We start from the raw sequence: 14,660 nt of genomic DNA on the forward strand, positions 1-14,660 counted from the left end.
ACACATTTTGTTGTATAATCTATTTAAACAGGAAAATATATTTGAGGTGAAGAAATGAGTTTTTCGAAATTATCGGCAGTAGTGTTTGGAGCACTTTTTATAATTTTATTATATTCAATAATAGTATATGCTCTAAAGATAATGAACAAGGATGTTAAAAGCGGTGGAAGAAGAAAGCCATCAACTGGAAAGAAAAGTTTTGGTCTTGAGGTTGTAGAGGTAACAGAGGACACCAATCTTAAAATAGGAACAGTTATTCCAATAAGAACCAGTGTTACTCTTGGAAGAAAAGAAGAAAATTCAGTGGTCTTAGTAGATCAACATGTATCTGGTAATCATGCTAGACTTATTATAAGAAATAATATTCTTTTTATTGAAGATTTAAATAGTACTAATGGTACTTATGTTAATGACAAAAGAATAGCTGGCAAGGTAAAGCTTTTTGGCAAAGATGATATAAAAATAGGTTCAACTAGCTTTAAAGTATTATGAAGAGCCAAAGGATAGAGGTGTTTATATGAAGATGCGGAGTGATGAAAAGAAGCTATTAATAATTACATATATATTTTGTATGGCTCTTTTCACTAAATTAGCAATATTAAAAAATCCAATTGATAAAACAGCTTTAACCATGGGGATAGTGCTATGTATTATAATTGGAATTTCACATTTTGTGATAAGAAGATTCTATCCAGATGGCGATAAGTTTTTGTTGATTTTTGCTTGTATTTTATCAATAGTCGGAATCGCAATGATATACAGAATAAATCCTGAAGAAGCAAATAAACAGGTGATCTGGTTTATTTTAGGCATTATTGTTTGTTTAATTACAGTTCTTTTATTACCCGACATGGACAAATTATCTAAATACAAATATGTGTATTTAGGTGCAACTTTAGTGTCAATGCCGTTAGCATTAATATTTGGTACAGAAGTTTATGGAGCGATTAATTGGATTTATATAGGAGGTTTTGGATTCCAACCATCTGAATTTGGGAAAATTGCTTTGACTATATATTTAGCATCAGCATTAAAGGATTATGATAATGAAAAAAAAGGTTTTGCCCATATTAAACAATTAATTGAACCAGCGGCTGTAGTCACTTTTTCATTAGGTTGTCTAGTTATGCAGAAGGATCTAGGATCAGCTTTAATATTTTTCGGGGTTGCTATATCTATACTTTACGTTGCAACATCGAAAAAGAAGTACGTAGTCACTTGCTTAGGCCTATTTTCAATAGGGGCTGTCATTGCTTATAAACTATTTTGGCACGTGAGACAAAGAGTTATGATATGGAGAGATCCGTGGACTTATGCATCTGGAGATGGATATCAAATTGTTGAAGGGTTATATTCAATTTCTTCAGGAGGAATGATGGGAGCTGGACTAGGTGAAGGATATCCTGGGTTTGTGCCAGTTACTACATCTGATTATATCTTTGCTGCAATTTGTGAGGAGTTTGGAATGGTATTTGGGATTGGTATATTAATCTTAATGTTCTTATTATTTTATAGAGGTATAAGAGCAGCTTTTGTTACAGAAAATAAATTTTCTCAAATTGCGGCTGTAGGATTAAGCACTATGATAGCTTGTCAGGCGTTAGTAATAATAGCAGGTATTTTCGCATTGATTCCGCTTACAGGTATAACGCTACCATTTGTTAGTTATGGTGGTAGTTCTATATTAACTACCTTCTTCGCATTAGGAATATTGCAAAAGATTTCAGAGGAGGGCTAATATATATGAATGACTTTAGAAATAGTGTAAAAAGAGTAATGGTAGTATTTTTGTTTTGTTTTATAGCACTTATTTCATACATAGCATATTTTCAGGCCTTTAGAGCCCATGATATAGCAGCACAACAAGGAAATAAAAGGTTATGGGCACAGAGAAATGAAGTTCTAAGAGGAACTATTTATGATAGAAATGGGACTGCTTTAACTACGGGAGAAAAAACTGGAGATTTAACACAATCTAGACAATACATAAATGGAGATTTATATGTTCATGCATTAGGATATGTTAATCAAAAGTATGGGCTTACTGGATTAGAAGAATCTTATGATGAAGAGCTTTCTAGTTATAGCAGTGTGCAAACTGGATTAAGATCATTTTTTCAAGATTTTACTTTAGACTCCTTGAAAGAAGATTTTAAAACAAGGGGCGTAGAAGAAAACAAAGTTGGTAATGGAGTTATTACAACTTTAGACCCTACGCTACAGAAAATTGCTTATGATGCCTTAGGAAATAATAGAGGGTCCGTTGTGGCGTTAGATCCTAAAACAGGAGAAGTTTTGGCTATGGTTTCAAAGCCTACTTATGATCCTAATAATTTGGATGCAGCCATGGCAGCTGCTAATGCAGGAACCGCTGAAAATAGTCCTTTAATAAATAGGTCTATAGGGGGATTATACCCTCCAGGATCTACATTTAAGGTAATTACTACATCAAGTGCTTTAGATAACATATCAGGAGTAACATCTAAAACTTTCCAAGATAATGGAAAGATACAATTTAATGATACTCAATCTCTTTCAAATGCTGGAGGGGCAGTCTACGGTAGCATTAATTTAAAAAAGGCGTTTATAGTTTCCAGTAATGTAGTTTTTGGTGGATTGGCTCAAGAATTAGGAAATGCAGAATTAAAAGCTACAGCAGAAAAGTTTGGATTTAATAATGCAATTCCAGCAGAAGGATTTAGTATTACAAAAAGTCGATTTCCAACTTTAGAGAGCTATGAAGCTGGAATGATTGCTCAATCAGGTATTGGACAGAGCAGTATTTTGACCACACCAATGCAAATGGCACTAGTTGCTAGTACTATTGCTAATGATGGTGTTATGATGAACCCAACCTTAGTTAAAGAGGTCATAGATATGAATGGTAATAGTGTTAAAAAAATTGCATCTAAAAAATATGGGCAGGTTATTTCAAGCTCTGATGCTGCTACAATAACGGACTATATGACCGGGATGGTAATAGACCATAACTTTCCGTCATTTAATGGATTAAACGCGGCTGCTAAGACTGGTACAGCAGATCATTTAAAAGCGGATGGAACATTAGATACACCTCATTCGTGGTTTATAAGCTTTGCACCAGCAGAAAACCCTAAGATTGCAGTAGCTGTAATTGTTGAAAATGGTGGATATGGAGCAACTGCTGCAGCACCGATTGCAGGAAAAATAATGAGTTCAGCATTAAATAGATAATGAACATTAAAGATGGACCACTGCTTAAAGGCAGTGGTCCATGCGTTTTTATAAGGATTTTTATTAAAAGCTTGTTAAACTTAAGGAGGTGGAGAAAATATTTGATTTTGAGTACCAATTAAAGATATTACCAGAGAAACCAGGAGTTTATTTAATGAAGAACTCTCTTGGAGAAATTATATATGTTGGAAAAGCAAAGATTCTTAAAAATAGAGTTAGACAGTACTTTCAAAATTCTAAAAACCATACAGAAAAAGTAAAAAGTATGGTAAAAAATATATCGGAATTTGAATATATAATAACAGATTCTGAGATGGAAGCTTTGATATTAGAAGGAAATCTAATAAAAAAGCATAGACCAAGATATAATATTGCGTTAAAGGATGATAAATTTTATCCATTTATTAAGGTGACAACCAATGAGGATTTTCCTAGAGTTTATATGACAAGAACTTTTGTGAGGGATGGGAATAAATATTTTGGACCCTATACAAATGTGGCAGCAGTTTACGAGACTATGAATATTATTAGAAAAATATTTCCTATAAGAACGTGTAGAATGAGTATTACAGAGCAAATGAAGCCTATAAGACCGTGTTTAAATTATCATATCAAGAAATGTAACGCTCCTTGTGGAGGATATATTTCTAAAGAGGAATATAGGAAGATAACTGATGAGATTATAGATATATTAAATGGTAAAGATAATAGTGTTATTAATGGATTAAAGGAAGAAATGAAAAATGCTTCTGCTGAATTAGCATTTGAAAAAGCAGCTATTTTAAGAGACAAAATATTAGCTGTAAACAATTTATCTGAAAAGCAGAAGGTATTTAAAGTTGTGGAGGGAGATGAAGACTTTATAAACCTTCATAAAGATGAAAAGGATACATGTATACAGCTATTTTTCATGAGGGAAGGAAAGATTACAGGAACTGAACATTTCATTGTTGAAAATAGTGCAGAAGAATTAGATGGCGAAATAATATCACAATTTATTAGTAGTTTTTATTCTGGAATAGGAAAAATTTCGAAAAATATTTATGTCCCATCTGTAGAAGATAAAGAACTCTTAGAAGAGTTCCTGACAATTAAAAGCGGGACTAAGGTATGGCTGAAAATACCTCAAAAAGGAGAAAAAAAGAGTTTACTTGAACTTGTTAAGAGTAATGCAAAACTTGCTTTAGAGCAGTTTAAAAATAAGATTCTTAAAGAAAAAGAGGGGAATTTAATAGCATTACAAGAATTACAGGATAAATTAAAACTTGAAGAAGCTCCCTATAGAATAGAAGCTTATGATATTTCAAATACTCAAGGAGTAGATTCTGTAGGATCAATGATAGTTTTTGAAGAAGGAAAGGCTAAAAATAGTGATTACAGAAAATTCAAGATAAAAACTGTGAAAGGTTCTGATGATTATAGTAGCATGAGAGAGATACTTACAAGAAGATTTCAGCATGGTTTAAGAGAAATTGAAGAAATTAAGTCGAGAAACCTGCAATTTTCTAAAGGGAAATTTTCTAGCTTTCCTGATTTAATAATGATGGATGGCGGAAAAGGGCAGGTAAACGTTGCATTAGAAGTGTTAAGTTTGCTAGAAATCCATATAGATGTTTGTGGGCTCGTTAAGGATGATAAACATCAAACTAGAGGGATAATTTTTAATAATGAAGAAATAATAATTAATAGAACCTCAAATTTAATGCAACTTATTAGAAGAATTCAAGATGAAGTACATAGATTTGCAATAACCTATCATAGGGCTATTAGAGATAAAAGAACCTTAAAATCTATTCTTGATGATATACCAAATGTTGGTGAAAAAAGAAGGATCTCCTTGCTTAAAAAGTTTGGAAGTGTAGATAATATTAAGAAGGCTTCTATGGAGGAATTATTAGACACATTATCTATAGACAGGAAAAGTGCAGATAGTATTTTTAGGTACTTTAAAGAAAAGTAACTTTTTTTTAAATTGTGTAATATTATAGTAGAAGATAGAAAAATTTGTGGCTTGTTTAATACATAGTTTTAATTTATACTATGTAAATGGACTTTTTTGAAAAAGTTATAAAAAGATTTGAGGAGTTAATTATGAATAAATATTTAAAATATAAAGATTTATTTAAAGGAATATATAACGAAGAAGATATAAAGATAGATGAAGAAATGAGTGAACATATATATTTTAAAGTTGGAGGCCCAACAGATATATTAGTAACCCCAACTGATATTGAGCAGCTTAGAAAAACTTTGAAAATATGCAAAGAGAATTATATACCTTACTATATAATTGGGAATGGATCCAATTTACTAGTTAAAGATGGAGGCATTAGGGGTGTCGTTATCAAGTTAGTTAAGTTAAATAAGTTAGAGAAAACTAAAAACTCAATTAAGGCAGAGACCGGAGTGTTGTTAAAAGATGTATCCAATATAGCTTTAGAAGAATCATTAACAGGCTTTGAATTTGCGTGTGGAATACCTGGTTCTGTAGGTGGAGCTGTATTTATGAATGCAGGAGCTTATAATGGTGAAATAAGAGATGTAATTAAAGAGGCAGAAGTTATAAACAATGAGGGAGAAATCATAGTATTTTCGAAGGAAGAGCTAGAACTTGGATATAGAACCTCTAAGGTCATGGAAGAAGATTTTGTAGTTGTAAGTGCTGTATTTGATTTATCATATGGAGATAAAGAAAAAATTCAAGCTAGAATAGATCTTCTTACAAATAAAAGAGAAGACAGACAGCCTTTAGAATACCCATCAGCAGGGAGTACGTTTAAGAGGCCAGAAGGTTATTTTGCTGGAAAGCTAATTCAAGATGCAGGATTAAAGGGATTTACTATAGGTGGGGCAATGGTTTCAGAGAAACATTCTGGATTTGTTATTAATAAGGGAGGGGCTACCGCTAAGGATATTCTAGATTTAATAGACCATATCAAAGAAAGTGTAAAGTCTCAATTTGGAGTGGATCTCTATCCAGAAGTAAGGGTATTAGGAGAAGATCAATAGAAGGCATGTGGAAGCATGCTTTTTTTAATGTATAAATAAACATGTATAGTAGAACAAAATATCTATTCATGGTTAATAAAAACTAATATATGTTATAATATAGTTATAGATTAAAAAGGGAGCATAAGGAGGAAGGTTTAGTGAGATTCGTCATAGTAACAGGATTATCAGGAGCTGGGAAAACAGAAGCGACTAAAAGCTTAGAAGATATAGGATATTTTTGCGTAGATAATTTACCCCCAAAGCTTATTCCTAAATTTTCAGAAGCTTGCAACGGAGGCAATATAGAAAAGGCTGCATTGGTAATGGATATAAGAGGTGGAATATTCTTTGATGATTTATTTGAGTCATTACTATACTTAAAAGAGAATGCTTTTCAATATGAAATACTATTCCTTGATTCATCAGATGAAGTATTAGTAAAAAGATTCAAGGAAAGTAGAAGAAGCCATCCATTATCACCAAATGGAAGGGTATTAACTGGAATAGATTCTGAAAGGAAAAAGCTAAGGGAAATAAAGGATAGAGCAGATATCATTATTGATACATCTAAGTATGCAATAAAGGATTTAAGAGCAAAGATAAATGGATATTATGGAGACGATATAGTTCCTGAAAAACAATTATCTGTTACAGTGTTAAGCTTCGGATTTAAGTATGGAATTCCTGTTGATTCAGACTTAGTATTTGATGTAAGATTCATCCCAAATCCTTTTTATATACCTGAATTAAAAAAATATTGCGGTAATGATGAGCCAGTTAAGAAGTATGTTATGGAACAAGAGGAGACAATAGCATTTATTTATAGATTTAATGATATGTTGAAATTCCTAATTCCTAATTACATAAAAGAAGGAAAGAGGCAACTAATAGTATCTATAGGCTGTACAGGGGGAAGGCATCGATCGGTTGCAATTGCCAATCAAATTAATGACACGTTGTTGAAAGAAGGTTTTAGTTCGAAAATAGAACATAGAGACATAAATGAAGACCTTAATAAAGGAGCTAAAAAGCTATGAAGTTTAGGGATTGGCTAAAAGCAGGTATTAAGGTTAAAAGATGGATTCTATTTGGAATACTAGGAGTTTTACTTATAGCTTTTGGATTCACTGAATTAGTAACTCGTAGGGTTTACGATATATATTATAAAATATTTTATGTGTTTCTAAATATAACAGGAATATTTGTAATTTATATTTCAGTAACAGAAGCAATGAAGTCCATAATAGTCATGATAAACAAGGGATATTTAAAGATATCTTTTGATAGTAAAAAGATAGAGAGCCTTATTTATGAAAAAAGACTTTTAGTTAAAGGTCCTAAAATAGTTGTAATTGGAGGCGGGACTGGCCTCTCTACGATGCTTAGAGGATTGAAATATTATACTTCTAACATTACTGCTGTTGTTACGGTTGGTGATGATGGCGGAGGCTCAGGCGACTTGAGGGAAGATCTAGGGATATTACCTCCCGGTGATATAAGAAACTGTATATTGGCATTAGCAGATACAGAACCTTTGATGCAAGATTTGCTTCAGTATAGATTTCAGGATGGAAGATTAAAAAATCAAAGCTTTGGGAATTTATTCTTAGCAGCTATGGCAGGAATATCAGATAACTTTGAGGATGCCGTACAAAAAATGAGTTCTGTATTAGCTGTAACAGGTATGGTTCTACCTGTTACTCTAGATGATATGCAGCTTGTTGCCATGCTTGAAAATGGTAATAAGGTCTATGGTGAATCGCAGATACCAGAAGAAGTAATTAAACAAAATTCAATAATTAGCAATTTATCAATTGAACCTGAAGATGCCCAGCCTTTAAAAGAAGCACTGCAAGCAATAAAGGAAGCAGATGCTATTGTAATGGGACCGGGAAGTCTTTATACAAGTGTTATTTCTAATTTGCTTGTGAAGAGAATAAGTTTAGCTGTCAGGAAAAGCGATGCGTTGAAAATTTATGTGTGTAATGTAATGACTCAGCCAGGTGAAACTGATAATTTTACTACCACAGATCACTTAAAGATTTTAAAAAAATATGGTGGAAAAGATATAGTGGATTGCGTTATATCAAATTCAGGAGACATTTCAGATGAACTTAAGGACAAGTATTTAAAGAATAATTGTATTTTAGTTACTAGTGATGAAAAAGAAATTAAGGACCTAGGAGTTGACTTAGTTCAAGAAAATATTGTTAAGGTAGAGAATGAAATTGTTAAACATGATTCAGAACGTCTGGCAGAGGTGTTAATTGATACCATAATGAAGAAAAAATTATTATATGATAAAAAGAAGATTATTGAATACATGTACTTATCCCAAAGAATAAAGGGAAGAGAAAAGAAAGAAAAAAAATAGAAATTACGTGGCATTATCTATAGAGATAGTGCCACTTTTGATACATGCGCTAATTCGTTATATTAATGGTTTTATGATATAATAAAATATTATATTAAGGGAAATTCAATTTAGATAATTTATAGATTAAAGGAGAGTCCTTATGTCGTTTTCAGCTAAAGTAAAAGGAGAAATAGGTAGATATACAGATATGAGCAGGTCTGAAGCTCTGGCAGAGATTTCAGCAATAATGAAGGTTAGTGGAACAATTGGATTTAGTGGTAAGGGGTTATCGTTTAGAATTACAACAGAGAATCCAGCAAGTGCAAGATTAATATTTACCTTGTTGAAAAAACAATTTAATATTCATTCCAAATTGATGGTAAAGAAAAGTAATTCATTAAAGAAAAACAATATATACATGGTTGTTATAGATGAAGAAATGGGAGTTAGGGGATTACTCCAAGAAACTGGCATATTTACTGAAGTAGATGGAGTAATGGGGTTAGATTATGGAATTCATGATGAAATGGTAAAGAGCGAAGGCGAAAGACGGGCTTATGTAAGAGGAGCGTTTTTAGGTGGAGGAAGCATTAGTAATCCGGAAAAGACATATCATCTTGAATTTGTTACCCACAGTGAAGACTATGCAGTAGAGTTATGTAAACTTATAAATAGCTTTGGCTTAAATTCAAAGGTCATTCAAAGAAAGAATTCCTTTATTATCTACATAAAAGAAGGAGAGCAAATAGTTGATTTATTAAACATTATTGGAGCTCATTCAGCATTATTACAACTAGAAAATATAAGAATAATAAAGGAAATGAGAAATAATGTTAACAGAATTGTTAATTGTGAAACTGCTAACCTTTCAAAAACAGTAAATGCTTCCGTCAGGCAAGTTGAGAGCATTAAACTTATTCGAAGCCAAATAGGACTTCAAAGGCTACCTAAAAATCTTAGAGAAATCGCAGAGCTTAGATTAAATTATCCTGATGAATCCCTAAAGGAGCTTGGAGAAATGTTAGACCCATTAATAGGTAAATCAGGAGTTAACCATAGATTAAGGAAAATTGAAAAGATAGCAGAAGAATTAAGATCTAGTGAGTAGGAGGAAAGAAGTATGGAAGAAAAAAAATTCTGTCATCTTCATCTTCATACAGAGTACAGTCTACTAGATGGATCAGGCAAAATTCCGAAGATTATAAAAAGGGCCAAGGAACTTGGAATGGAAAGCATAGCTATTACAGATCATGGAATTATGTATGGATGTGTGGATTTTTATAAAGCAGCTAAGGAAAATGGAATTAAGCCTATATTAGGTTGTGAAGTTTATGTTGCAGGTAAGTCTATGGATATAAAGCAACCAGATAAGGAAAATCAAACCTACCATTTAGTGCTTTTAGTGAAGAACGAAGTTGGATATCAAAATTTAATGAAAATTGTTTCACAGGCTTCAATCAGAGGATTTTATTATAAACCAAGAGTTGATCATGAATATTTAAGAGCTCATAGTGAAGGCATTATAGCCTTAAGTGCTTGCCTGGGTGGAGAAGTGCAAAAATATCAACTAAAAGGTGACTATGAGAAGGCTAAGGAAATATCCTTATTGTATAAGGATATTTTTAAGGATGGATTTTACATAGAGATTCAAAATCATGGCATGGAGGAACAAAGAAAGGTAAATGAAGGTAATATAAAGTTGTCTAGAGAGACTGGAATACCTTTAGTTGCAACAAATGATGTGCATTATATAGTTCAGGAGGACTCAAAAGCACATGATATTTTAATGTGCATCCAAACAGGGAAGAATATAGAGGATGAAAATAGAAGAAGATACCCATCAGATCAGTTTTACTTAAAGTCTCCAGAGGAAATGTGGGATATGTTTTCCTATTTACCGGAAGCTCTAGAAAATACGATAAAAATTGCTGATGAGTGTAATTTTGATTATAAATTTCATGAATCAAAGCTTCCTAAATTCCCATTAGAAGAGAATGTTGACCCTTTTAAGTACTTACAGGATATTTGTTATAGTGGGCTAATTAAAAGATATGATGTATTTGAAGAATTCTTGAATAAGGAATTTAAAATAGAAGAAATTGAAATATTTGCGAAAACTGATAGCAAGGCTAAGGAATATGTGGATAGGCTTGAATATGAGCTAGGGGTAATCAAACAAATGGGATTTGTAGATTATTTCTTAATAACTTGGGATTTTATTAGATTTTCGAATGAAAATGGCATTCCAACAGGACCGGGGAGAGGCTCAGCAGCGGGGTCAATAGTTGCATTTACTTTAGGGATAACTAAAATAGATCCAATAAAGTATAGTTTGATTTTTGAGAGGTTTTTAAATCCTGAAAGGGTCAGTATGCCAGATATAGATTCTGACTTTTGTTATGAAAGAAGACAAGAAGTTATTGATTATGTTGTAGAAAAATATGGTGCAGATAATGTTTCACAGATTATAACCTTTGGTACAATGGCACCAAGGATGTGTATTAGAGATGTAGGTAGAGCTATGAACTATAGTTATGCAGAGGTGGATAGAATTTCTAAGATGATACCTACTGTCCTTGGAATAACTATAGATAAGGCATTAGAACTTAATCCTGAGTTGAAGCTTGCCTATGATAGTGATGTAAGAGTTAAAGCCCTTATAGAAATTTGTAAAAGTTTAGAGGGACTACCAAGACATGCATCAACTCACGCAGCTGGTGTTGTTATAGCATCAACACCCTTAGTTGAGTACGTACCGCTTCAAAAGAATGATGAAATGATAGTAACTCAATTTGGAATGACAACTCTAGAGGAACTTGGACTTTTAAAAATGGATTTCCTTGGACTTAGAACCCTTACTGTCATGAATGATGCAGTCAAGATGGTTAAGGTGAATAGGGGCATAGATATAGATTTAGATAAAATAGATATTGATGACAAAAAGGTTTATAAAATGATCGGAGAAGGTAAAACAGCAGGGGTATTCCAATTAGAATCAGCTGGAATGACCTCCTTTATGAAGGAACTAAAGCCTGATAATATTGAGGATATCATTGCAGGAATATCATTATATAGACCGGGCCCTATGGCTGAAATTCCTAAGTATGTGGAGTGTAAAAGAAATCCTAGCAAAGTTCAATATATTGCGCCACAGCTTGAGAGCATATTAGATGTAACATATGGAGTTATGGTATATCAAGAGCAGGTTATGGAAATAGTTATGAAGCTTGGTGGATACTCACTAGGCCGAAGTGATTTAGTTAGAAGAGCCATGTCCAAGAAAAAACATAAGGTTATGGAAGAGGAAAGAAAAAATTTCATACATGGAATAGTAGATGAAAATGGAAAGGTTGAGGTTCCAGGATGTATTAGGAATGGAATTAGTGAAGAGGCAGCAAATAAGATATTTGATTCCATGATGGATTTTGCATCCTATGCCTTTAATAAGAGTCATGCTGCAGCATATGCAGTAGTAGGCTATCAGACTGCATATTTAATGAAATATTATCCTGTGGAGACCATAGCAGCAATGCTTAATTCAGTTATGGGAATTAATGAAAAAGTATCTAATTACATAAAGTTTGCAGAATCTGAAGGAATTCAAGTGTTACCACCTGATATAAATGAGAGCTATTCTAGATTTACTGTAAAAGGAAATAGCATAAGGTTTGGATTAGCAGCTATAAAAAATGTTGGAGCAAATGCTGTAGAAAGCATAGTTACTGCTAGAGAAAAAAAAGAAGACTTTAATTCATTAGAAGATTTTATTGATAAAATAGATGTTTCAGCTGTAAATAAGAGAGCAGTTGAAAGTCTAATTAAAGCTGGGGCTTTAGACAAGTTTAATATATTTAGGTCGAAATTGTTAGCGGTCTTTGAAAAATTAATAGATGGAATATCCAATGATAGAAAGAGGAACATAGATGGTCAGATAAGTCTTTTTGGATTAGCTGAAGATTCTGCAGATTTACCTAAAATTGGGTTTCCTAACATTAAAGAATTTTCAAAAAAGAATCTATTAGCAATGGAAAAAGAAATGACTGGATTATATTTATCTGGCCATCCTTTAGATGAATATAAAAGAAGTCTAGAACTTCAAACATCAACTACTGTCCAGATTATTTATAAATCTTACAATATGCTACTAGAAAGTATTTCCTCAGAGATGGAAGAGGATATTTTAGCAGAAGGGGCACCTTTAAATGATAATGATACTGTAATTCTGGGAGGAATCCTTACAGATGTAAAGCAAAAGGTCACTAGAAACAATACAATGATGGCATTTTTAGTATTAGAAGACTTAACAGGATCCATTGAGGTTATTGTTTTTCCAAGGACTTTAGATAAATTAAGAAATTTAATTGAGCCAGATTCTTTAGTGAAAATAAGAGGCCGGGTTAGCATTAAGGAGGATGAACTTCCAAAACTTATTTGTGAGAGTATAGAAGGTCTTGAAAAGATAAATGGAGATAAGATTTATATTAGAGTTGAAAATGAAATAGAAGCTAAAAAAGCAAATTTAGAACTTAAAAATCTCATAATAGGTCATGAAGGGAATACCCCAATCTATCTATTTGCAGGTGATAAGAAACAAAACTATAGATTGCAAAAAGATAGATGGATTACTGTAGATGAAGAAATTGTGGATATTTTTAAGAATAAATATGGAAAAGATAATATAAAATTAGTTGAAGGATGAAAATTTATAGTGAGAGGGAATAATGAATATTAGCTCTCACTGAAAATCTAATTTTAAAAAATATATAATTAAATATAAGATTAATTGATAATTTTTCAGTTAAGAGGGGTATTTAAAAATAATTCAATATTTTATATGTGGTAAAAATGATAAATAGGCAAATGAAAATTATTACAATAATCAAATTGTGAAAGATTTAATAATTATCTATATAATTATTAATGCTAGGGTATAATAAAGGTAGAGAAAAATCTACAAATTAATACATTGCAGTACAAAAAAGTTGTTAAGGATATGTAAATTTCATTGATAATTCTTTGTAATTTTTGTACAATGGTAGAAGGCAATGAATAGTAGTACAGGTTTAACATGCGTGGGACGTTAAGAGTCCCGGAGGTGCATAAGGAGGAATAATAATGAAAAAAATAGCTATTTTAACAAGTGGAGGAGACGCTCCAGGGATGAATGCTGCAATTAGAGCAATAACAAGAACAGCAATAAATAGTGGATTAGAAGTCATGGGAATAAAAAGAGGATATAGTGGATTAATCAACGGTGAGATATTTCCAATGGATAAAGAATATGTAGCTGATATAATTCAAAAAGGTGGAACTGTTTTAATGACAGCTAGATGCCTTGAATTCAAACAAGAAGAAGTTAGAAAAAGAGCCGTTAAAATCCTTAAGGCTTATGGAATAGATGCTTTAATAGTTATAGGCGGAGACGGATCATTTATGGGAGCAAAACTATTATCTGACCTAGGAGTTATGACTGTAGGTATTCCAGGAACAATTGATAATGATTTAGCCTACACAGATTATACAATAGGATTTGATACAGCTTTAAACACTGCAGTTGAGGCAATTAATAAAATTAAAGATACGTCAACTTCTCATGAAAGAGTTTCTGTAGTAGAAGTTATGGGAAGAAATTGTGGAGATATAGCACTATATGCAGGTATTTCAGGTGCAGCTGAAGCTATATTATTACCAGAATTAGAATTTGATAAAAATGCATTATACAGGACTATACTTGATGGAAAATCACAAGGTAGAATGCATAACTTAGTTGTTTTAGCTGAGGGTATTGGTGGAGCTATTGAACTTGCAAAGGAAATAGAAGAAGTTACAGGGATAGAAACGAGAGCAACAATATTAGGTCATATTCAAAGAGGTGGTAGCCCAAGTGGTTCGGATAGAGTATTAGCATCTAAATTAGGAGCAAAGGCTGTTGAAGTTTTACTTGAAGGAAAGACGTCAAGAGTTATAGGAATTAGAGAAAATAAGATGGTTGATGATGACATAGATGAAGCATTAGCAGTTGAAAGAAAATTTGATCAAAAACTATATGACATCGCAGTAGTATTATCAAAATAATTAGTTATAATTTTAATTTATTATA

Annotated in this window: 10 protein-coding genes; all 10 read left to right on the forward strand. The window is 32.3% G+C overall.

Features of this window, described 5'->3' with window-relative positions; translation table 11 throughout:
• Positions 1-54 precede the first annotated feature (54 nt).
• The gene (locus CLVI_RS01075; RefSeq protein WP_106058265.1) at positions 55-492 is read left to right on the forward strand and encodes an FHA domain-containing protein; all 438 of its coding nucleotides are present in this window, start codon (positions 55-57) and stop codon (positions 490-492) included.
• 25 nt (positions 493-517) lie between these two features.
• The gene (locus CLVI_RS01080) at positions 518-1,738 is read left to right on the forward strand and encodes an FtsW/RodA/SpoVE family cell cycle protein (RefSeq protein WP_106058266.1); all 1,221 of its coding nucleotides are present in this window, start codon (positions 518-520) and stop codon (positions 1,736-1,738) included.
• A 5-nt stretch (positions 1,739-1,743) separates the two neighbouring features.
• Positions 1,744-3,213, forward strand: coding sequence for a peptidoglycan D,D-transpeptidase FtsI family protein (locus CLVI_RS01085; protein WP_106058267.1), 1,470 nt, complete (start codon positions 1,744-1,746; stop codon positions 3,211-3,213).
• Between the two features lie 97 nt (positions 3,214-3,310).
• The gene (gene uvrC, locus CLVI_RS01090; RefSeq protein WP_106058376.1) at positions 3,311-5,173 is read left to right on the forward strand and encodes an excinuclease ABC subunit UvrC; all 1,863 of its coding nucleotides are present in this window, start codon (positions 3,311-3,313) and stop codon (positions 5,171-5,173) included.
• Positions 5,174-5,304: 131 nt separating this feature from the next.
• Positions 5,305-6,222 carry a UDP-N-acetylmuramate dehydrogenase gene (gene murB / locus CLVI_RS01095; RefSeq protein ID WP_106058268.1) on the forward strand — a complete coding sequence of 306 codons (918 nt, stop codon included), beginning with the start codon at positions 5,305-5,307 and terminating at the stop codon, positions 6,220-6,222.
• A gap of 140 nt (positions 6,223-6,362) precedes the next feature.
• A complete protein-coding gene (gene rapZ / locus CLVI_RS01100; protein WP_106058269.1) occupies positions 6,363-7,241 on the forward strand; it encodes an RNase adapter RapZ in 879 nt (292 codons plus the stop codon).
• Complete coding sequence (locus tag CLVI_RS01105; RefSeq protein WP_106058270.1) at positions 7,238-8,578, forward strand: gluconeogenesis factor YvcK family protein; 1,341 nt, start codon at positions 7,238-7,240, stop codon at positions 8,576-8,578. Before rapZ ends, CLVI_RS01105 begins: the two co-directional genes overlap by 4 nt.
• Before the next feature lie 142 nt (positions 8,579-8,720).
• Complete coding sequence (gene whiA, locus CLVI_RS01110) at positions 8,721-9,668, forward strand: DNA-binding protein WhiA (RefSeq protein WP_106058271.1); 948 nt, start codon at positions 8,721-8,723, stop codon at positions 9,666-9,668.
• A gap of 12 nt (positions 9,669-9,680) precedes the next feature.
• On the forward strand, positions 9,681-13,259 hold the full coding sequence (locus CLVI_RS01115; protein ID WP_106058272.1) for a DNA polymerase III subunit alpha: 3,579 nt from the start codon (positions 9,681-9,683) through the stop codon (positions 13,257-13,259).
• A 416-nt stretch (positions 13,260-13,675) separates the two neighbouring features.
• Positions 13,676-14,635 carry a 6-phosphofructokinase gene (gene pfkA / locus CLVI_RS01120; RefSeq protein WP_106058273.1) on the forward strand — a complete coding sequence of 320 codons (960 nt, stop codon included), beginning with the start codon at positions 13,676-13,678 and terminating at the stop codon, positions 14,633-14,635.
• Positions 14,636-14,660: the final 25 nt, after the last annotated feature.

This window comes from Clostridium vincentii, from assembly GCF_002995745.1.
Taxonomy (GTDB): Bacteria; Bacillota; Clostridia; order Clostridiales; family Clostridiaceae; genus Clostridium; species Clostridium vincentii.